The sequence below is a fragment of the Streptomyces sp. NPDC048255 genome (assembly GCF_040652415.1).
Taxonomy (GTDB): domain Bacteria; phylum Actinomycetota; class Actinomycetes; order Streptomycetales; family Streptomycetaceae; genus Streptomyces.
In genome coordinates this window covers 191,432-211,735 of sequence record NZ_JBEZMA010000002.1, presented here as the reverse complement: position 1 = coordinate 211,735, position 20,304 = coordinate 191,432, and the positions used below count along the sequence as shown (strand labels likewise).

17 protein-coding genes are annotated in these 20,304 nt (G+C 70.3%); 5 read left to right on the top strand and 12 right to left on the bottom strand.

The window, feature by feature from the left end; genetic code table 11:
- Positions 1–48: 48 nt before the first annotated feature.
- The 7 genes from AB0D94_RS03415 to AB0D94_RS03385 form a co-directional block, all read right to left on the bottom strand.
- Positions 49–1,410, bottom strand: a complete 1,362-nt coding sequence (locus tag AB0D94_RS03415; RefSeq protein ID WP_362044847.1) for an MFS transporter — start codon at positions 1,408–1,410, stop codon at positions 49–51.
- A 66-nt stretch (positions 1,411–1,476) separates the two neighbouring features.
- Entirely contained in the window at positions 1,477–1,890 is a 414-nt protein-coding gene (locus AB0D94_RS03410; RefSeq protein ID WP_362044845.1) for a PaaI family thioesterase, read from the bottom strand.
- Positions 1,891–1,970: 80 nt separating this feature from the next.
- A complete protein-coding gene (locus AB0D94_RS03405; protein WP_362044843.1) occupies positions 1,971–3,995 on the bottom strand; it encodes an NADPH-dependent 2,4-dienoyl-CoA reductase in 2,025 nt (674 codons plus the stop codon).
- Positions 3,996–4,278: 283 nt separating this feature from the next.
- Positions 4,279–7,302 (bottom strand): glycoside hydrolase family 38 C-terminal domain-containing protein, encoded by a 3,024-nt coding sequence (locus AB0D94_RS03400; protein WP_362044841.1) that lies wholly within the window; start codon positions 7,300–7,302, stop codon positions 4,279–4,281.
- A gap of 67 nt (positions 7,303–7,369) precedes the next feature.
- Positions 7,370–8,299 carry a carbohydrate ABC transporter permease gene (locus AB0D94_RS03395; RefSeq protein ID WP_362044839.1) on the bottom strand — a complete coding sequence of 310 codons (930 nt, stop codon included), beginning with the start codon at positions 8,297–8,299 and terminating at the stop codon, positions 7,370–7,372.
- Complete coding sequence (locus tag AB0D94_RS03390; RefSeq protein WP_362045043.1) at positions 8,296–9,117, bottom strand: sugar ABC transporter permease; 822 nt, start codon at positions 9,115–9,117, stop codon at positions 8,296–8,298. The genes AB0D94_RS03395 and AB0D94_RS03390 overlap by 4 nt, the downstream gene beginning before the upstream one ends.
- A gap of 200 nt (positions 9,118–9,317) precedes the next feature.
- A complete protein-coding gene (locus tag AB0D94_RS03385; protein WP_362044837.1) occupies positions 9,318–10,652 on the bottom strand; it encodes a sugar ABC transporter substrate-binding protein in 1,335 nt (444 codons plus the stop codon).
- Positions 10,653–11,409: 757 nt separating this feature from the next.
- Between AB0D94_RS03385 and AB0D94_RS03380 the strand changes: the two genes are divergently transcribed.
- Positions 11,410–11,787 (top strand): hypothetical protein, encoded by a 378-nt coding sequence (locus AB0D94_RS03380; protein ID WP_362044835.1) that lies wholly within the window; start codon positions 11,410–11,412, stop codon positions 11,785–11,787.
- 99 nt (positions 11,788–11,886) lie between these two features.
- Positions 11,887–14,250 carry a protein translocase subunit SecD gene (gene secD / locus AB0D94_RS03375; RefSeq protein WP_362044833.1) on the top strand — a complete coding sequence of 788 codons (2,364 nt, stop codon included), beginning with the start codon at positions 11,887–11,889 and terminating at the stop codon, positions 14,248–14,250.
- Between the two features lie 342 nt (positions 14,251–14,592).
- Here secD and AB0D94_RS03370 read toward each other — a convergent pair whose 3' ends face one another.
- The 3 genes from AB0D94_RS03370 to AB0D94_RS03360 all read right to left on the bottom strand — a co-directional run bounded on the left by AB0D94_RS03370 (position 14,593) and on the right by AB0D94_RS03360 (position 16,317).
- Positions 14,593–14,730 (bottom strand): hypothetical protein, encoded by a 138-nt coding sequence (locus AB0D94_RS03370; protein ID WP_362044831.1) that lies wholly within the window; start codon positions 14,728–14,730, stop codon positions 14,593–14,595.
- Entirely contained in the window at positions 14,727–15,068 is a 342-nt protein-coding gene (locus AB0D94_RS03365; RefSeq protein ID WP_362044829.1) for a Tn3 family transposase, read from the bottom strand. Before AB0D94_RS03365 ends, AB0D94_RS03370 begins: the two co-directional genes overlap by 4 nt.
- 178 nt (positions 15,069–15,246) lie before the next feature.
- Positions 15,247–16,317 (bottom strand): hypothetical protein, encoded by a 1,071-nt coding sequence (locus AB0D94_RS03360; RefSeq protein ID WP_362044827.1) that lies wholly within the window; start codon positions 16,315–16,317, stop codon positions 15,247–15,249.
- Positions 16,318–16,555: 238 nt separating this feature from the next.
- Between AB0D94_RS03360 and AB0D94_RS03355 the strand changes: the two genes are divergently transcribed.
- Entirely contained in the window at positions 16,556–16,738 is a 183-nt protein-coding gene (locus AB0D94_RS03355; RefSeq protein WP_362044825.1) for a hypothetical protein, read from the top strand.
- Between the two features lie 335 nt (positions 16,739–17,073).
- Positions 17,074–17,352 (top strand): hypothetical protein, encoded by a 279-nt coding sequence (locus AB0D94_RS03350; protein ID WP_362044823.1) that lies wholly within the window; start codon positions 17,074–17,076, stop codon positions 17,350–17,352.
- Between the two features lie 9 nt (positions 17,353–17,361).
- Here AB0D94_RS03350 and AB0D94_RS03345 read toward each other — a convergent pair whose 3' ends face one another.
- Positions 17,362–18,957 carry an ISL3 family transposase gene (locus tag AB0D94_RS03345; RefSeq protein WP_362044821.1) on the bottom strand — a complete coding sequence of 532 codons (1,596 nt, stop codon included), beginning with the start codon at positions 18,955–18,957 and terminating at the stop codon, positions 17,362–17,364.
- Positions 18,958–19,038: 81 nt separating this feature from the next.
- A complete protein-coding gene (locus tag AB0D94_RS03340; protein ID WP_362044819.1) occupies positions 19,039–19,353 on the bottom strand; it encodes a hypothetical protein in 315 nt (104 codons plus the stop codon).
- 265 nt (positions 19,354–19,618) lie between these two features.
- On the opposite strand from AB0D94_RS03340, the gene AB0D94_RS03335 reads away from it, so the two are divergent.
- On the top strand, positions 19,619–20,182 hold the full coding sequence (locus tag AB0D94_RS03335) for a YrhB domain-containing protein (protein ID WP_362044817.1): 564 nt from the start codon (positions 19,619–19,621) through the stop codon (positions 20,180–20,182).
- The last annotated feature ends 122 nt before the right edge of the window (positions 20,183–20,304 follow it).

The window sequence follows — 20,304 nt, the reverse complement described above, 5'->3', positions numbered from 1 at the left end:
TCGGCTCCTCCGTGCGGTTCTCGCGATCCACGATGGCAGACCAGCACCCTATGCGTGCGTCGACCGCCCCGCCCGCGCACCGCGCTGGGCGGACTCCGCCCCGGCGGGCGGCGCGGCCGCCCCGATCCGGCTGCCGCGCAGCGGGCTGAGCAGCCCGCCGACGAGGATCAGCAGACAGAACGCCCCGCCGGCCAGGCTGACCACCGGAACCCCGTGCCGGGCGGCCAGCAGCGTGAGCACGGCCGCGCCCACCGGGCCCGAGGCGTTGTGCACGGTCCAGAAGGCGGAGGTCACTCGACCGAGCAGGTGGTCCGGGGTCACCTCCTGGCGCAGCGTCATGCTGCACACCCCGGCGAGGGTCAGGCCGAACATGGACACGGCGGTCAGTACGGCGATCAGCGGCACGCTGCGGCTGACGCCGGTGCCGGCCACCGCCAGGCCGAACATCGCGACCGAGGCCAGCCAGCAGGCGCCGAAGCCGAAGACCCGGCGCAGCGTGCCGGCGGCGAAGGCGGCGAGGAGGGCTCCGGCCCCGCCCGCGGCGATCACGTAGCCCAGGGTCGCGGCGTCCTGGCCGAGGTCGTGCTGGACCCGGTAGATCAGCAGGTCGGTGGCGCCCATGGTGACGAAGGTCAGCAGGGTGAGCAGTACCGTCAGCGGGCGCAGCAGCGGATGGGCCCACAGGAAGCGGAAGCCGACGACGAACACCTCGCGGAGCATTCCCCCGCGTGCCCCGGCCCGCGCCGCGTCCGCGTCGGGGCCGCCGGCCGGGCGGTCGAACCTGACCCATCCCAGGCTGGCGGCGGAGACGAGGAAGGTGGCCCCGTCCACGGCCAGGGCCCAGTCCGCTCCCACCGCGGCCGTGAGGAAGCCGGCGGCCACCGGGCCGAGCAGGGTTCCGACGGCGAAGGTGCTCATCAGCCGGCCGTTGGCGGCGGTGAGGTCCTGCGGGCGTACGAGGTTCGGCACCGCCGTCACGTAGGCAACGTCGAAGAGCGTCTTCAACACGCCGACCAGCGCGGTCAGTACGTACAGCAGCCAGATCCGCGGCCCGGCCAGCCAGAGCAACGGCACCGCGCCGAGCAGCAGTCCGCGGGCCAGATCGCAGACGATCATGAGCCGGCGGCGGTCGACGCGGTCGACCACGTATCCGGCGAACACCCCCGTGACGATGCCGGTGGCCGCGGAGACGACGGTGACCAGGCCCATCTGGACGAGGGATCCGGTGGCGTGGAGGACGAGCAGCGGGAGCGCGAGCAGCGAGACGGAGCCGCCGATGACGGACAGCGCCTGGCCGAGCCAGAAGACGTTGAAGTCCTTGTTCCGCCCCAGCGGGCCGCGCCCGGGCCGCCCGTGGTCCTCGTCGGCCCGCTCGCCGTGCCCCGGTCGCCCTCGTGCTCTTCGGCTCATCACCCCGGGACGGTAGGTGAGAGCGTCCCGGGGTGTCGCGCGCTTTTTTCGCGGCCGCGGGGTCCGTCAGCCGAGCAGGGCGTACACGGTGGAGGCCGTGGCGGCGGGCTCCTGGGCGCCCTCGGGGGTCAGGGTGACGTCGGCGAAGGCCATCCGCCGGCCGAGCTTGGTCACCCGTACGTGGACCAGTACGTCCGCGCCGACCACCGGCCGCTGGAAGCTCGTCGACTGCTGGACGGTGGTCATCGGCCCGTACTCCCCGCGCGCGGCGGAGATCGCGACGACGGTGGCGGTGTCGGCGGCCGCCATCATGGCCTGCCCCGACAGGCCGCCGCCGTCCCGGGCCAGGGAGTCGGACCAGGGCAGCCGCAGGACGGCGTGCCGGTCGCCGGTCTCCTGGACGGTCAGGCCGAGGGCCTGCACCCAGGGGGCGAAGTGGTCGGCGAGGATCTTGTCGGCGTCTGCCGGTGTCAGCGTCACCGGGAGATTGTGGCGGCCCGGGCCGGGCCGCCACAACACCCTGGAGCGAAGAGGTTGATTTCCTGGAGGATCTCCCGCGGTCAGAGCGTGGCGGCCAGCTCCGTGCCCTGCCGGATCGCCCGCTTGGCGTCGAGCTCGGCGGCCACGTCGGCGCCGCCGATGAGGTGCGCCTCGACCCCGGCCGCGCGCAGCGCCTCGTACAGGTCGCGGCGCGGCTCCTGGCCGGTGCAGAGCACCACCGTGTCGGCGGGTACGAGGCGCTCCTCGCCGTCGACGGTGATGTGCAGGCCCTCGTCGTCGATGCGCTCGTACGTGGCCCCGGCGACGGAGACCACGCCGCGGTGCTTGAGCTCCGCGCGGTGGATCCAGCCGGTGGTGGTGCCGAGGCCCGCGCCGACCTTGGTCGTCTTGCGCTGGAGCAGGTGGACCTGGCGCGGGGGCGCGGGGCGGGCGGGGGCGGTGAGGCCGCCGGGGCCGGCGTACTCGGTGTCCACGCCCCAGTGGCGGAAGTAAACGGCGGGGTCCTGCGAGGCGCCCTCGCCGCTGTCGGTGAGGTACTCGGCCACGTCGAAGCCGATGCCGCCGGCGCCGACGACGGCCACGCGCTCGCCGACGGGGGCGCCGTCGCGCAGCACGTCGAGGTAGCTGACGACGTTGGCGTGGTCCACGCCCTCGATGGCGGGGGTGCGGGGGGTGACCCCGGTGGCGACGACGACCTCGTCGTAGCCCTGGAGGGTCTGCACGTCCGCGCGGGTGTTCAGGCGGACCTCGACGCCGCTCTCGGCGAGCTGGGTGCCGTAGTAGCGGATGGTCTCCTCGAACTCCTCCTTGCCCGGGATGCGGCGGGCGATGTCGAGCTGGCCGCCGATGTGGCCGGAGGCCTCGAAGAGGGTGACGGCGTGGCCGCGTCCGGCGGCGGAGACTGCGCAGGCGAGGCCCGCCGGGCCGGCGCCGACGACGGCGACGCGCTTCTTCAACTGGGTGGGCGACAGGACCAGTTCGGTCTCGTGGCAGGCGCGCGGGTTGACCAGGCAGCTGGTGATCTTGCCGCTGAAGGTGTGGTCGAGGCAGGCCTGGTTGCAGCCGATGCAGGTGTTGATGGTCTCGGGGCGGCCCGCGGCGGCCTTGGCGACGAAGTCGGCGTCGGCCAGGAAGGGGCGGGCGAGCGAGACCAGGTCGGCGCGCCCGTCGGCGAGCAACTCCTCAGCGATCTCGGGGGTGTTGATGCGGTTGCTGGTGACGAGCGGGACGGAGACGGCGCCCATCAGCCGCTTGGTGACCCAGGTGTAGGCGCCGCGCGGGACGGAGGTGGCGATGGTGGGGATGCGGGCCTCGTGCCAGCCGATGCCGGTGTTGATGATGGTGGCGCCGGCCGCCTCGACCTCCTTGGCGAGGTGGACGACCTCGTCCAGGGTGGAGCCGCCCGGGATCAGGTCCAGCATGGACAGCCGGTAGATCAGGATGAAGTCCTCGCCGACGGCCGCGCGGGTGCGGCGGACGATCTCCAGCGGGAAGCGGACGCGGTTCTCGTACGCGCCGCCCCAGCGGTCGGTGCGCTTGTTGGTGGCGGCGGCGATGAACTCGTTGATCAGGTAGCCCTCGGAGCCCATGATCTCGACGCCGTCGTAGCCCGCGAGCTTGGCCAGGCGGGCGGCCCGGACGAAGTCCTCCACGGTGCGCTCGACCTCGACGTCGGTGAGCTCGTTCGGGACGAAGGGGCTGATGGGGGCCTGGAGGGCGCTGGGGGCGACCAGGTCCTTGTGGTAGGCGTAGCGGCCGAAGTGGAGGATCTGCATGGCGATCTTCCCGCCCTCGGCGTGCACCGCCTCGGTGATCACCCGGTGCTCGGCGGCCTCGTCCTCGGTGGTCAGGCGGGAGCCGCCCTCGAAGGGGCGCCCGGCGTCGTTGGGGGCGATGCCGCCGGTGACGATCAGGCCGGCGCCGCCGCGGGCGCGCTCGGCGTAGAAGGCGGCGAGCCGCTCGAAGCCGCCCTGGTGCTCTTCGAGGCCGGTGTGCATCGAGCCCATGATCACGCGGTTCGGCAGGGTGGTGAAGCCGAGGTCCAGGGGGCTCAGCAGGTGCGGGTACCGGCTCTGGGAACTCATGAGGGGCGCCTCCTCGCGCGGGGGTGATGAACCTGTTCTAGCGAGGGGAGAGCGGTTTTGCAACTAGGTGCAAAACCAGGTGGGGCCGCCGGAAGCCCCGAATCCCGGGCCTGGGTGGACCGGTCGGCCGACGCCTGTGGCGCAGTTCACGGCCTCCGGCCCGCTCCGCCCGGCGCTCGCTCGCCGAGGACGGCGTCACCGGGATCGGCCACGGCACCGGGCCGGACGCCGAACCGCCCGCCCGGACCCCGGGCGGGCGGAACGAGGAACGCTGAATCCGGGGTCAGGCCCGGCGGAGGCGGAGCGTGACGATCTGGAAGGGGCGCAGGGTCAGCGGGACCCTGCCGTCCGCCCCCGGGTCGCCCACGGCCGTGCCCGCCAGGGGCCGCTCCAGCAGGTCGCTCTCCACGGCCCCGGTGAGCTCGAAGCCCGCCGCGAGGGTGGCCGTGGCCCGCCCGCCCCGGGACTCGTACAGGCGCACGATCACGTCGCCGCCGCGGTCCTCGGCGAGCTTGACGGCCTCGACGACCACCGCGTCGTCGTCCACCGTCACCAGCGGGGCGACCGGGCCCGCGCCGGTCAGCGTCCGCTCCGGCAGGTTGAGCCAGTGGCCCTCGCGGACCGCGTCCCCGATCCCGGCGCCGGGCGCGAGGGAGAACCGCAGGGTGTGGGAGCCCTGGTCGGTCTCCGGGTCGGGGTAGCGCGGGGCCCGCAGGAGGGAGAGGCGCACCGTGGTGGTCTGACCGCCGTCCGCCCGTACGTCCCGGGTCACGTCGTGCCCGTACGTGGAGTCGTTGAGCAGCGCCACGCCCCAGCCGGGCTCCTCCGCATGGATCCAGCGGTGGGCGCAGATCTCGAACTTGGCCGCCTCCCAGGAGGTGTTGGTGTGGGTGGCCCGGTAGACGTGCCCGAACTGGGTCTCGGAGGCGGTGCGTTCGGCCTTCACGTCCAGCGGGAAGGCGGCCTTGAGGAACTTCTCCGTCTCGTGCCACTCCACGTCCGTGACGATGTCGACCGTCTTGGCCCCGGCGCGCAGGGTGACGGACTGGACCGCCGTGGAGTTACCGAAGGAGCGGGCGACGCGTACGGTCACGGCCTCCGGCCCGCCCCCGGCGACCTCCATCGCGTCCAGGGCCACCAGATCGGTGACGTTGTTGCGGTAGAAGGCGTCGATGTCCCAGGCGTCCCACATGTTCGGGAAGTCGGGGTGGATCTGGAGCAGGTTCGCCGCGGTGCCCGGTGCGAGGGACTCGCGGTCGGCCTCCAGGTCGTAGGCGGAGACGATCAGCCCGCGGCCGTCGACCTCCACCAGCAGCCGGCCGTTGGCCAGGACGTATCCGCCGCCGTGCCGCTCCTCCACCGTGACCGGCTCTCCGGCTGCCGCCGGTCGGTCCGCGCCGCCGGCCGGAACCCCGTTCCGGGTGTGCGGGGCGCAGTTGAAGACCAGTTCCACGGCGCCTTCCCCGGCCAGGGCGGTCTGCGCGGCGAGGCTGATCGCCGTCAGCTCCTCCCGTACGGCCCGGTACGTCTCGCGCGCCTCCCGGTGCACCCAGGCGATGGAGGAGCCGGGCAGGATGTCGTGGAACTGGTGGAGCAGCACCGTCTTCCAGATCCGCTCCAGGTCCTCGTACGGGTACGCGTACCCGGCGACCCGCACCGCGGCGGTGGCCGCCCACAGCTCGGCCTCGCGCAGCAGCGATTCGCCGCGCCGGTTGCCCTGCTTGGTCTTGGCCTGGGAGGTGTAGGTCCCGCGGTGCAGCTCCAGGTAGAGCTCGCCGGCCCAGACGGGCGCGTCCTCGTACTCGGCGTGTGCCTTCTCGAAGAAGGCGTCCGGGCGCTCGATCTCGACCCGCGGGGAGCCTTCGAGGTCGCGCTGGCGGGCCGCGCGGGCGAGGTGCTCCCGGGTGGGGCCGCCACCGCCGTCGCCCCAGCCGAAGGGGACCAGGGAGCGCGAACCCCGGCCCTTCTCCTGGTAGTTGCGGGCGGCGTGCGCGAGCTGGGCGCCGCCGAGGTCGGAGTTGTAGGTGTCGACGGGCGGGAAGTGGGTGAAGACGCGGGTGCCGTCGATGCCCTCCCACCAGAACGTGTGGTGGGGGAACTTGTTGACCTGGGACCAGGAGATCTTCTGGGTCAGGAACCACTTGGCCCCGGCGAGCTTGACGATCTGCGGCATCGCGGCGGTGTAGCCGAAGGAGTCGGGCAGCCAGACGTTGTGGGTCTCGATGCCGAACTCGTCGAGCAGGAACTTCTTGCCGTAGAGGAACTGGCGGGCCATGGCCTCGCCGCCGACCATGTTGGTGTCGGACTCCACCCACATGCCGCCGACGGGTACGAACTGCCCGTCCGCGATCTTCTTCTTGATCCGCTCGAAGAGCTCGGGCCGGTGGGTCTTGATCCAGTCGAGCTGCTGAGCCTGCGACATGGCGAAGACGAACTCGGGGTGCCCGTCCATGAGATGGACCATGTTGGACGCGGTACGGGAGACCTTGCGCACGGTCTCGCGCAGCGGCCACAGCCATGCCGAGTCGATGTGGGCGTGGCCGACCGCGCTGATCCGGTGCGCGGAGGCGTGGGCCGGGGAGGCGAGTACGCCGGCCAGCCGCGCGCGGGCGGCGGACGCCGTGCCGGGGACGTCCGCGAGGTCCACCGCGTCCAGCGCCGCGTCGACGGCGCGCAGGACCGCGTACCGCCGGGCGTCCTGCACGTCGAGCTGCGTCATCAGGTCGTGGAGGACTTCGAGGTCCTGGACCAGTTCCCAGACCTCGCCCTCGAAGACGGTGAGGTCCATCCGGGCGAGCCGGTAGAGGGGTTGGTCGCCGCTGGTCTGCCGGTCCCCCTCGTACGTGACCGCGTGGTCCACCAGGACCGGGTTGGAGGCGGCCTCGACGTACCACTCGACGCGCTCGCCGCCCTCGGCCCGGTCGCTGACGCGCACCCAGTCGTTGTACGGGTTCAGGGCCTTGACCTCGCCGCCGTCGGCCCGGTGGACCAGGCCCTCGCACTGGAAACCGGGCATCATCCGGTCGAAGCCGAGGTCGAGGACGGCCTCCACCGTACGGCCGGCCCACTCGGCCGGGACGGCGCCCGTGACCTTGAACCAGGTGGTCCCCCAGGCCGGGCCCCACGGATCGCCTACCGCGCAGGGCCCGTAGGCGGCGGCGAGTCCCTCGGCGGCCGGCACGGGCTCGCCCGGGGCGTCCCAGCGCTCGACGGTCAGCGGGACGGGGTGGGAGTGGACCGCGGGTTTGATGCGCTCCCTGAGGACCCGGCGGAGGCGGTGTTCGGTGATGCTGCGGTCGTCGTGCATGACGGCGGCTCCAGGAGTCGTGGCGTCGGGGGGCGGGCGGTTCGGGAGGTGCGGCGGGGGGTGTGGCTCAGATCTTGACGGCTCCCTCTCCCACGCCCTTGAAGAAGAAACGCTGGAGGGCGAAGAAGAGGAGCATCATCGGGACGAGCGCGGCCATCGCACCCGCGGCGACGAGCCGCTGGTCGTTGACCGTGGTGGCGCCGGCCAGGGATTTCAGGCCGAGCTGGAGGGTGTAGTGGTCGCTGTCGGTGAGGACGAGCAGGGGCCAGAGGAAGTCGTCCCAGGCGCCCATGAAGCTGGTGATGCAGACGACGGCCAGGGCCCCCTTGGCGGCGGGGAGGAAGACGCGGGTGAAGCGGGTCCACTCGCCCGCGCCGTCCAGGACCGCGGCCTCCTCCACCTCCCGGGGCACGGCGAGGAAGGCCGCCCGCATGATCATGATGTTGAGGACGGAGACCGCTCCGGGGAGCCAGACCCCGATGAGGGTGTCGACCAGGCCCATCTCGCGGACCGTCAGGAACATGGAGATCATCACGGACTCGAACGGGAACATCAGGGTGGCCACCAGCACGGTGAAGACGCTCCTGCGGCCCTTCCAGCCCGCCCGGGAGAGGGCGTACCCGCCCATGGCGGCGAAGAGCAGGTTCGAGGTGACGGCGAGGACGGCGACCGTGAGGGTGTTGCCCACGTACTGCACCAGCGGGAACGACTCGGCGACCCGGACGTAGTTGTCGAAGGTGGGCTGCGAGGGCAGCACGCCGTCGTACACGTTCTCGGTGCGGCCCCGGATCGAGGTCATGAACTGCCAGACGATCGGGCCCAGCATCACCACCAGCATCAGCACCAGCGCCGTGTACCGCCAGGCCAGGGCGGTCCAGCGGGGCCCGCGGGCGGCGCCGCCGCGGCGGGGCCCCGTCCCCTTCTCCGGGGCGGGGGCGGGCGCGGGAGCGGGGGCGGGCGCGGGCGCGGAAGCGGGGACGGGTGCGGGGGCGCTCAACTCTCGTCTCCCTTCGACAGACGGCGGCCGAGCAGGCTGAAGACCAGCGTCAGGAGGAACAGCAGGATGGAGATGGCCGAGGCGTAACCGGTCTCGCCGGAGAAGCCGAGGCCGACCTGCCGGATGAGGAAGGGCAGGGTGCGGGCTCCGCCGCCCGGGCCGCCGCTCTCGCCGCCGAGGATGTAGATCTCGGTGAAGACGCGCAGGGCGGAGATGGCCGAGAGCGTGCCGACCAGCAGCATCATCGGCTTCACCTGGGGGACGGTGATGCTGAAGAAGCGGCGCACGGCGCCCGCGCCGTCGATGGCGGCCGCCTCGTGGAGGGAGGCGGGGACGTTCCCGAGGGCCGCCAGGTAGAAGACCATGTAGTAGCCCAGGCCCTTCCACACGGTCACGATCATCGCGGAGACCAGGAGCATCGTGCTGTCGGTGAGGAACGGGACCGGCTCGGAGACGATGCGCAGCTTCTGGAAGACCGTGTTGACCAGGCCGTCGCTGCGCAGCACCCACTGCCAGATCAGGCCGACGACCACGGCCGAGGCGATCACCGGGGTGTAGAAGGCCGAGCGGAAGAACCCGATGCCGGGGACCTTCGTCTGGACGAGGACGGCGAGGGCCAGCGGCAGCAGGACCAGGCAGGGGACGACGACCACGAGGTACAGGACGCTGTTGCCCGTCGCGACCCAGAAGTCCGGGTCGTCGAGGGCGCGGCGGTAGTTGTCGAAGCCGACGAAGGAGCCGCCCCGGAGGATCTGGGCGTCGGTGAGGGAGAGGATGACGGTGTTGACGAACGGCCAGATGCTGAACACCGCGACCATCGCCAGCCCGGGGGCGAGGAAGAGGTACGGGGTCCACCAGGTGCGGTGGGGCAGCCCGCCCCCGTCCTCCACCGCCCGCCGCGCCGCCTTCCCGCGGCGCGCACCCTTCCCCCGCCGCGCTTCCTTCCCCCGCCGCGCCGCCTTCCCGCGGCGCCGCGCCTCCTCCGCCTGCCGGGTCTCCTCCGCCCGAAGTGCCTGCGTCACTTCGCGGCCGCGTCGGCGAGCAGCTTGTTGGCGGCTTCCTGGGCCTTGCGGACCGCCGTACGGGCGTCCTGCTCGCCCTTGATGGCCTTCTGCATCTCGCGTACGACGGCGTCGCCGACCTGGTTGGTCCACTGGACGGGCGTGTTGGCGTCGAGGGCAGCCGTCTTGAGCTGCTCGGATCCGACCGCGCGGGCCACGGTCTCCGCGTCCGTGCCGTCGCCCCGGTCCGAGAAGTAGGGGTCGGCGAGGCCCTGCGCGTTGGACGGGTAGATGGTGGCCTTCTTGGAGAACTCCACCTGGTTGGGACCGTTGGTCACCCACTTGGCGAACTCGGCTGCCGCGTCGAGGTGTTTGGTGTCCTTCTTGATGCCGAGCGACTGGGCGTAGATGCCGATGTGGCCGAGCGTGCCGGTGACGGCGCCCGCGACCTTGGTGTTCGCGTAGATCTGCGGCGCGTTGCGCTTGATGTCCTTGACGAAGCCCGGGGAGCCCGGCCCGAAGACGAGTTTGCCGCCGCCGTACAGCTGGTTGACGTCGTCGGACTTGAGGAGGGACTCCTTGGGCATGGCGCCCTTGGCGTAGAGGTCCTTCATCCGCTCGGCCCATTCGACCGCCTTGTCGGTGTCGAAGGTGAAGCGGTCCTGCTTCTCGTTCAGGATCGGGATGCCCATCTTCTGCCAGTCCCCCGGCAGCCGGCCCTTGGGGTCGGCCATGAAGGCGGAGTACTGGCCGCCGGAGTTGGCCGCTATCCGCTCGGCGTAGTCGAAGAACTGCTCGACGCTGGTCGGCGGCGCCTCCGGATCCAGCCCGGCCTTCTGGAACAGCTCCCGGTTGTACGTGAGGATCTCCGGGGTCACGTACCAGGGGTAGGCGAACACGCCGTCTCCCTTGCCCGGCAGCTTGAACTGCTCCCAGGCACCGGGCACGTAGTCCTTCGCCGCCCCGCCGTCGAGTGCGGCCACGTCGGCGAGCATGCCCCGGTCACCGAGGAGCTGGAAGGAGTCGGTGGAGAGGTTGACGACGTCGGGGAGGGCTCCGGCCTGGGCGTCCGCGACCAGCTTCTCGTTGTAGCCGTCGCCCGGCACGTCCTCCCACTTGACCTTCGCCTCGGGGTACTTCTCCTCGAAGGCGTCGATCACGCCCTGGACGTACGCGGTGTACACGGGCTTGAGCTGGAGGGTTCTGAAGGTGATCTCACCGGCCACTCTGCCGGTCCGCTCCGCCGCCTTCATGTCCCCGGCGCCGCCGCTCACGCCGCACGCGGAGACCCCTAACAGGACGCCGGCCACGAGCCCGGCACCAGCGATACGGGTCAGGTTCGAACGAGTCATCCTCGCCGCCTTCGCAGAAGTCCGGCCTCATTGCCGGAGGCGGTGCCCACGCTCGTCCGAAACCGAGATGACGTCAATGAGGCGAAGACACCGGTGGCCGGTGACCGGCGGGTACCGAATGCCACGAGAGTCCGGAACGCCCCGCGAATGAACTCGTCGGCAACCCATTGATCTGCGCTAATGCGCTTTAGTACAAAGCCAGTTGAGGATGGTATCGATTCGATAACGAACCTGGCCGTCCGTCAGGAATTGACTCCTTGTCGACCGTCCCCGGCGACGCACACTAATGCGCTTTACCCCACACCCCCCGAAACCCCTTTACCTCGCGCGTGTGCGACCCGAGGTTCGCGCCGAGGGCGCCGGTCGCGGCCCTGTCCTCCCGAAGCTGCCACGAAGTGACAAGTAGCTCTCTGTAGCAAATCCGGGGTGGGCTTGTCCGGGTTTTCGATCTTTCCGGATTCTTGAGGAGCCGCTCGGCGACGTCGGTCCGGTCACGAGGACCGGAGGGAGCGCGGAGTGCGGCAGGAGTGGGAGCCGGAGGACTTGATCGAGGTCTGGACGCTGTTGGAGGAGGACCAGGAGCGGGATCGGAGCAAGTCGGGGGCGGCGAACCGGCTGGGTTTCGCGCTGTTGCTGAAGTTCTTCGGCTTCCGAAGAACTGCCGAGGAACACGGAACGAACCGGGGCGCCCCATACGTTGAGCAGGGCGGGGCCGCGCCGTGCGCACCCGACGAGCACCGAAGGGATGGGGGGACGCTTGCCGCAACGGAGCCGCTCCGCGCGCCTGGCCGCGTCCGCGCTGACCTTCGTCGTCACCGTCCTCGCGCTGTTCGTCCCGGTGTCCGGGGCGCAGGGCATGCCCATGCCCGCCGACAGGTCGCTCGCCCACCACACGGTGGCGGGGCACGCCGGAGAAGGGGCAGGACCGGACGACGTCCCGGCGCTGCTTGTCGCGGTCACGCACCGACCTGACGCCCACATCCCGGGCCCGCAGCCTGCGGGCCCCGCGCGTACGGCCGTCGACACGGCCCCGCGCCGCCCCCTGGGCGGGCCCGACACGGGCCCCGCCACCGCACTCGCGCCGCCGCGCGGGCCGGCCGAGTCCGCCGCCCCGCGCGGCCCGCCCCACCGATGAGCACGCAGACCGTCATCGACGCCTGCCCCTTCTGACCCGGCGCACACCGCGCGGGTCCGGTCACGCGTCCCTCCGTCCTGCCCTCATCGTGGAGTACGCATGTCTCGCGCACCCTTGTCCCGCCCATCCTTGTCCCGCCCACCCTTGTGGAGGGCGATCGTCGCGCTGGCGGCCGTCGCGCTGTCCCTCTACATCGCCCTCACCCAATCCGCCCGCCTCGGCCTCGATCTGCGCGGCGGCACCCAGATCGTCCTGGAGACCCGGGACTCACCCACCGTCAAGGCCGACGCCGCATCCACCGAGCGCGCTCTGGAGGTCCTCAGGCAGCGCGTCGACGCCCTCGGCGTCTCCGAACCCGGCATCGCCCGCTCCGGCGAGAAACGGATCATCGTCGAACTGCCCGGAGTGCAGGACCCACGCAAGGCCGCCGAGGTCATCGGCCGCACCGCACAGCTCACGGTCCACCCGGTGACGGGGGCGACGGCCGACAAGGGCTCCGCGGAGCCCGAGGCCGACGGATCGCGCACCCTGCCCGACCCGGACCAGCCGGGCAACCACCTGAAGCTGGGCCCCACCGCCCTCACCGGCGAGGGGGTCCAGGACGCCGAGGCGGTCCTGGACCAGCAGTCGCTCAACGGCTGGATGATCTCCCTCGACTTCCGCAAGGGTGCGGGCGACACCTGGGCGAAGATCACCTCGGACGCGGCCTGCGCCCCTCAGGGCGCTCCGGAACGCCGCGTCGCCATCACCCTCGACAACAAGATCATCTCGGCGCCCGGCGTCAACGCGGACGTGGTGTGCGGGACCGGTATCATCGGCGGCTCCACGCAGATCAGCGGCAACTTCGGCCGGGCCGAGGCGCGCGACCTGGCGGCGCTCGTGAAGGGCGGCGCGCTGCCGGTGCCCCTCGACGTCGTGGAGCAGCGCACGGTCGGCCCGACGCTCGGCGCCGACGCAATCGAGGCGAGCACCAAGGCCGCGCTCATCGGCATCGCCCTGACCGCACTGTTCATCACCGTCGTCTACCGGCTCCTTGGCGCGCTCGCCGCCTTGGCCCTCGCGCTGTACGGCCTCATCTCGTACGCCGCTCTGGTGGCGCTCGGCGCGACGCTCACACTGCCGGGGCTCGCCGGGTTCGTCCTGGCGATCGGCATGGCGGTGGACGCGAACGTCCTGGTCTTCGAACGGGCCAGGGAGGAGTACCTGGGCCTCCGTTCCAAGGACTTGGCGAAGCCGGTGAAGACCGGCTTCGCGAAGGCATGGAGCGCGGTGATCGACTCGAACGTGACGACGCTGCTCGCCGCGGGATTGCTGTTCTTCTTCGCCACGGGCCCGGTCAAGGGCTTCGGGGTCACCCTGTGCATCGGCGTCCTGGCATCGATGCTCACGGCGCTCGTGATCACCCGCGCGCTCGCGGACTTCGCCGTCGCCCGCAGCTTCGTACGCAAGCGCCCCGGTCTGACGGGCATCGCCTCGACGGGCCGAGTCCGCACATGGCTGTCCCGCCGCAACCCGAACCTGGTCCGCCACCGTCGCCGCTGGCTCGGCGCGAGCGCACTCCTGGTGGCGGTGGCCGTCGCAGGAATCTTCATCCGCGGCCTGGACTTCGGCGTGGAGTTCACCGGCGGCCGCCTCGTCGAGTACAGCACCAGCAGGTCCGTCGACGCGGACACGGCCCGGAACGCCGTGTCCGACGCGGGGTTCCCGCGCGCGGTGGTGCAGGAGTCCGGCGACGGCGACATCACCGTACGCACGGAGAAGCTCACCGACGACGAACAGCAGCGCGTCAAGGCGGCCTTGGAGAAGCCCGGCGGAACCGTCACGGTGGAGCGTGACGAACAGATCGGCCCGAGCCTCGGCAGCGAACTGCGCCAGAAGGCGCTCGTGGCCCTGGGCATCGCGGTGGCCGCCCAACTGATCTACCTCAGCGTGCGGTTCCGCTGGACCCTGGCGGCAGCGGCAGTCTCCGCGATGGTCCACGACGTCCTCCTCGTGGTGGGCCTGTTCGCCTGGCTGGGCAGGCCGGTGGACAGCGTCTTCCTGGCCGCGCTGCTCACGGTGATCGGCTACTCCGTGAACGACACGGTGGTCGTCTTCGACCGCGTCCGCGAAGCGCGCCGCCGAGACCCACGAGGCAACCTGGAGAAAACGGCCAACCACGCGGTGGTCCAGACACTCCCGCGCACGGTGAACACGGGCATGGGAGCCCTGTTCATCCTGACCGCACTGGCGGTACTGGGCGGCGACTCGCTGGCGGACTTCTCCGTGGCGCTGATCGCGGGCGTCCTGGTCGGCATCGCCTCGACCATCTTCACCGCGGTCCCGATCGCGATCGCCCTGGAACACCGCAACCCGCCACCCCCACCGGCACGGGACCGCCGCGCCGCGAAGGAAGTCCCTGACGAGTACAGCCCGTTGGAGGCGCAGAGGAAGAAGGAGAGGGGGACGGGGGCGGTCGTCTGAGCCCGCAAGGACGGTCCTGAGGCCGAGGGCAGCCTCCATCACACGCCGACCGGGCCTCCACGGAGCTCCGACAACCGCGGCCACGCTCCGTGGAGGCCCGGTCGGGAGAGGGTCTGCTGAGCGCGCACTCACCCCGTCTGAGCGCGCCGTTCCTGTACCCGCTGCGTCCGACGCTGCCGCCCGGATGGCGCCGGCCGGCCCAGAAGCTGAGCTGCGTCCTCATCTTCGCGGGCGACGACCTGGGGCTGTCGCCGAACGCCGCCGCGGGCCGGTCGGACAACCTGATGGAATCCGTGTCCGCCGCCGTCGAGCGCGCGGGTCTGGCAGTGGGAACGGCTCCGGTCAGGGAGAGGTGACAGCGGCCTCCTGGGCGACATCCGGCGCATCGGGTGCGGTACGAGGACCGGGCACCATGGACGCGGCCGGCGCGAGGTCGAGGTGGGAGTTCATGTCCAGCTCGAACCGGCCGTAGGGGTTCACGTGGGTCCAGAACAGCGGGGACAGGGCCCGCCGGTCGGCGTCGGTGAGCCGCTTCTGCCACTTCTCCTCGCGAGCAGGTGCAGGGCGAGCATCGAGACCTCCTGGGACTCCTTGTCGGAGCCGGTCAGGTCGCCGTCCTTGCCGTAGAACAGATCATGGTTGGCGGAGTTCCAGTTCTCCACGACCTGGAGGCCGTCGTTGATCTCACGGCGCAGGTGGGCGTCGGCGAGGTAGTCGCAGATGAACGCCGTACGCACGGCCCGTCCGAGTTCCTCGACCGCCCGGTAGGTGGGGTGCTTGGGCCCGCCGTGGGTGAAGCGCCGCAGGTGAACGGGCACTTCGGCCACCATGCCCTCGAGCACTAGGACCCGCCGTCCGGACTCGACGGTCGCCCCGAGCCCGCAAGTGGTCTCGCAGGCCTGCGCACGCCGGCAGTGCCGGGAAGTGGAAGGGCCGACACCTCAATGAGTGTGTCGGCCACGACCAGCCGAGCGGCGGCCGCGGGGACACCACTCCTCAACCCATCAGCCGCTGCCGCTGCCGCTGCCGCCGGAAGGTGAGCCCCTGCATGCACGCCTTCAGGGCGGGCTTGCGAAGGCCCTCGTCCGACATGTGGTGGCGGTTGGCCTCGTACTTGGGCGGCGCGCCCAAGGGGGCCTCCTTGAGTGGGATCGTCTTCAGGAAGTCCTTCGCACTGAAGCCCTCCGACGCCGACTCCAGTGATTGCGCGGCGGCGACGACGGACTCAGGCAGACGGGGTTCCCGGATCAGACCGAAGCTGCGCAGCGCGTTGCAGGAGTCCTCGTACGAGTCACGCTTCAGGCGGAAGTACCCTTCGCGCTTGTTCGCGTAGAGGTAGACCCCCCACTTCGCGTGCTTGCCGGGGAATGCCTGGCTCAGCAGCTGCAGGACGAGCCAGGTGGCAACCTCGGCCGGCGTGAGAACCTGCACCCAGCCCTGCAGGAAGAAGTCGACTGGGATCGAGAACGCCCGGGTAGTGCCGGGCTCCGGCAGGACGTAGCGGTCCGGTGTGAGCGTCCCGCCGCGGCCTCCCTCCGGCATCAGCGAGAAGGCCGCGTAGTCCCGAGCACCGTTCTTGTTGCGCGGCACCTGGACGAGCGCCTGCCCACCGCCTCCGACACCCTCCAGCGTGCGCAGGGCCCCTTGTACTTGGCGCACTCGACAGGACTGCCCGTCCCGCTCCTGCAGGACTTCATCGTGCAGGTAGCCCTTCTGGCTGCTGTATGCCGCGTCGACCGCCACGAAGTCAGACCAGCCCAGGCGACCGGTGAGCGCCCGCCGGGACGTCCACGCCTCGCCTGGCTCAAGGCGGCAGTGTGCCTCGAAGACAGCGAGCAGGTAGAACCGCAGCGCGATGCCGCGCGGGTTGAGCAACTGGGTAAGAGGCGGCGCCGGATCTTCTGGCCGCGAGAGCAACAGCGGAAGGCGCAGATGGACGCGGTCGGGCCGCCGCCCGTCCTCCCAGACCCTCTGCAGCGCCTTGTTCACAGGTTCGAACTGCCCGGTGTCCTGCAGCTCCTTCAGACGCCGGTGGCGACGGTCCACAGCCGTCAGCCCCTTGGGCATGAATCCCCCCGACCACGAGTTCGGCCTCAACGTTTTGATCCGCAGATAACAAAGAACCTTAAGGCTCTGGTGCGGATCAAAGCGTTGCCTTTGCCCGCTGATGGACCCTTAGACGTTCCTCAGACTTGGTTCTGCGCCCCGGAGAAGAGGGGTGCAACGGCCAGCCGTTCGCACCAAACGCGAACGGCCCCGGGGGCAACCCGGGGCCGTCTCAGTTCACGTACTGACCAGGAGCGTAGTGGAAACCAACACCAACGAGAACACCGCCGCGAGCCGGCCGGAGCCCCTGCCCCAGCGATGGGCCGTCATCCTCATCGCCGGATTCGTGGCCGGCGCCGCCGTCTTCACCCTCGGCGGCATGCTGGCCGCCCTCGGGGCCGCTGGGGCCACGGTCCTGGCCCTGCACCAGCTCATGGCGTAAACGGGATCGGGTGGGGGTTCCCCCACGCAGACCCCCACCCGATCCGGGGGCATGGAGGGGGCGTGAGGGCCACCGATGGGTGGGGTCTCTCAGCGAGCAGGTTGGTCCCACCCTCAAGCAAGGTTTGGGGTTTGAAAGGGCGTCATCAACAGCATGCGTTCCTACTTCTCGCCGACATCGCGAACGGCTGTGAGCGCGAACGCTCCCGAAAGTCGACGACAAACGTTCCTCGCCGAGAGGCTCTGGTCCACTTCTTGTGGGGGCTCACGGACAGTGATGTCAGTGGTGTGTGGTGGGATGGCCGGACTCTGCCGTTGATCCGCTGGGAGGCCATCGTGACGTCCTCGTACCCGTCCCTGACTCGTGCCTTGGCCGAGGCTTTGGTCGATGTCCTGTGGTTCATCGACGGTAGCGAGGACGAGCAGATGGATCAGGACGACGCGGTCAAGGTCATGGAGGGTATGGGCCACGTGGTCAGCACGCTGCCGAGTGATCAGCGGCAGGAGCTGATCGAGCTGGTCGGGGAGATGGCAGCCGCCGAGAACAACCCCGCTCGCCGCGAGTTCCTGGAAGCGTTCCCGGAGGGCTTCGGGCTGATCGGCGATGTGTCCTGAGTAGCCTTTTCAGGAGTAGAGCAGGACGCGCTTGCGGAGGAGTTCGAAGCCGGCGCGGCCGAACATCTGGCGCTTCAGCATCTTGATCCGGTTGACATGGCCCTCGACGACTCCAGAGTTCCAAGGTTGCGAGAGTCCGGCGGTGACGGCGTCGAGGTCGCGCTCCAGTTGCCGGGCGAATCGCTGGAGGCTCGGCAGGTCGGTGGTGGTCGCGGCTTCGATCCATGCCAGCAGCTGGTGGCCCTGCAACTGGGTGAGCATGTTGGCGAAGGAGCGGACATGTCCGGCGAGTGCGTCCAGTTCGGGGCAGTTGGCCAGTACGTCCTTGAGCTGGATCCGGTCTCTCTCGATCAATGCTTCGGGACGGGTGAGGATCCAGCGGGTCACGGCGCGGGCGGACGGCGGCCGGGAGCCGACCGGCTGAGGCTTGCCGCGTAGGTTCCGGCTGACGTAGGCGCGAACGTTGCCGTAGCCGTCCGGGTAGCCCTGTTCCTTGATCTCCTCCCATAGCTTCCAGGCGTTGGTGCAGCCCTCTTGCCACCGCTCGTCGAGGTAGGGCTTGAATGCGTCGAGCTTGGTGGGGCGGCTTTGCCACTGGCCGGTGAACAACTGCTCCGGCTCCGCAACATGGGCAAAGCGGAGGACGGTGCTGAAGCCCATGCCGAGTTGCCGGGCGATGGATCGCTTGCTGTGGCCAGCAGCGAGGAGCGCGTGGACGGTGGCGTGCTTGGCGCGGGTCCTCTCAGCGAACCGGTGCCCGGTCGGCCACGGCGATGAGTCGGGCGGTTCCGATGTCTGCTCAAGCTCTTCGAGCGGCGCCGTTGCCGGTCGCAGGCAGGCGCGGTGCCGGAAGACGCACTTCTCGGCGGCTTCGCCGAGGTTGTGCCAGAGGTGCCACCTGTCAGCGACCTGCAGAGCTTGCGGGGCGCCGCGGGTGGCTCCTTCGGCGTAGAAGCGGGCGCGGTCCCGGCAGATGATCTCGATCCCGGGCCTCTCGGACGGCCAGGCTGCGAGGGTGTCCGCCTCGCGGTTCGGCAAGAGGTCCACGGGGCGGCGGGTCTCGACGTCGACGAGCACGGTTCCGTAGATCCGGCCTTTGCGTTGGGCGTATTCGTCGACTCCGACCACGCGGGGCGTGGAGACGGACGGATCCGGCAGCGAGGTGATCAGCCTCAGCAGGGTGTTCCGGCTGACTCGCACCCCGAAGGCGTCCGACATCCGGGCACCGGCACGTCCCGCAAGCGCGAGCCCGACAGAGACCAGCGTCGAACGCAGCCGCTCCGTCCGCCGGCCGAATCGACGGGTGAGCCCCGGCACCTGTTCGACAAAGGTCTTGCGCGGACAGGACACCTCGGCGCAGAGGAACCGGCGCACTCGTAGCGACACCACGACCCGCTTGCCAGCGGTTGGCAGGTCACGGGGAAATCGCAGGTAGGAGCCGTGTATTCGCCCTGACCAACACCCGCAGCCCGGACACGCCGCCCCAAGGGCCGTGGCTTGGGCCTCCACTCGCACTAGGGTGTCGGCCACCTCGACCAACTCCACCGACACGTTCTCCACGGACCAGAACAGCAGCTCATCCAGCTGCGGCCGTACTTCGCTCACGAGGCAGAACTGTCGACCCCGCTCCTCCCCGGCAGGACGATTTTCGGGCGACCTCGTCAGCCATTTAACGACGAGCAACAGTCACGCTGCGTACGCAACCACAAGAAGTGGACCAGAGCCGAAACCAACCAACAGAGCCAGGCCCACGAAGGACCCTCGCACCCGCACCGACTGAGTCCTGCCCAGCGCCACCGTTCCGGAGGCCGGCTCGATGACCACATCACGCGGGACGTTGCCGTCGGTGTACCGCATCTGGCCCGCGTGGTAGTCGAGCGCGACCGCCTCCCAGCGGGCCGCGGCGTGTTCCGCGGAGAGCGTTAGCTCGATGTCCAGGGCTGTGCATGCGGCACGGATCACGCCGGCCTTGTAGTCCATCACCGGGCGTGTCCGGTCCACGCGGATGTGCTCCGTGTCCTTGTCCTCCGGTGTCGGCGAAGGCGAACCCGGCGATCGACTCTTTCAGTGAGGCTTGAGATGCCGACGGGCGCGGTAGTCGGTAGCGGTGACGCCGGTGCAGGCCACGGCCGCCTTTGCTCCAGCCCTTGGAGAATCAGCAGCACGTACTGGCCCCCGTCACCAGGGTCTGCTGGTGTCTGCGCAGCCGTGTAGCGAACAGGAAACCTGGTGGTCACCATCCGAGTCCGTACGGGATGCTGGCCGAGTGATCGAGCGAGATGCCGCGGTTCGGATCGTTGAGGAGGAGCTGGAACGTCGCTACCAGCGAGAGCTGTCGGCTGGTCTGGACCCGATGCGCATGGCTGTGTCGCACGTAGAGCAGCACGAGCTGGCATGGATCGTTGACTGGACATCTGAGGAGCATCTGCGCACCCGGAACCCGGGCTTCATGCTGGTCGGGAACGGGCCGTATCTTGTCGACTGTTTCGACGGAAGCCTGCACCAGATCGGTGTCGTCTCCGCAGTAACCGGCTCCTGGGAGTCGGACTATCGAGCCCGTATTCGAAGCCAGGTCACACGGACCGCAGTGGATGATCTGCACGATGAGATCCGGGCGGTGGCCGACGCTCGCGGGAGGGTTCATGCCATGCACGCCCTGCGCCAAAGGGTGCCAGCGCTCTCCCACGCTCAGATCATCGAATACGTGACCGCCTTGCAGCACGGGGATGCTCCGGCACACCTTGTAGAAGTCGCCACTGGAGAGTTGGTGCCGCCGACCGACCCGGTTTCGTCCGTATTGACGATCCGCGTCCCGAGACCTCAGCAGTAGCTGACGGATCACCAAGCGAGCAGTACTCGCTCGCGGGGCGCGATACGACGGCGTCGCCATCGGAGTCGCCCGCCCCGCCCCCACCAGTCAGGTCGACAGCCGTGGGGAGCGGGGCGCCGTCG

Bases quoted from the DNA above. Each gene is read 5' to 3' on its own strand.
- AB0D94_RS03385 (WP_362044837.1), bottom strand. From the start codon at position 10,652: ATGACTCGTTCGAACCTGACCCGTATCGCTGGTGCCGGGCTCGTGGCC.
- secD (WP_362044833.1), top strand. From the start codon at position 11,887: ATGTCTCGCGCACCCTTGTCCCGCCCATCCTTGTCCCGCCCACCCTTG.
- AB0D94_RS03400 (WP_362044841.1), bottom strand. From the start codon at position 7,302: ATGCACGACGACCGCAGCATCACCGAACACCGCCTCCGCCGGGTCCTC.
- AB0D94_RS03390 (WP_362045043.1), bottom strand. From the start codon at position 9,117: ATGGTCGCGGTGTTCAGCATCTGGCCGTTCGTCAACACCGTCATCCTC.
- AB0D94_RS03415 (WP_362044847.1), bottom strand. From the start codon at position 1,410: ATGAGCCGAAGAGCACGAGGGCGACCGGGGCACGGCGAGCGGGCCGAC.
- AB0D94_RS03405 (WP_362044843.1), bottom strand. From the start codon at position 3,995: ATGAGTTCCCAGAGCCGGTACCCGCACCTGCTGAGCCCCCTGGACCTC.
- AB0D94_RS03360 (WP_362044827.1), bottom strand. From the start codon at position 16,317: ATGCCCAAGGGGCTGACGGCTGTGGACCGTCGCCACCGGCGTCTGAAG.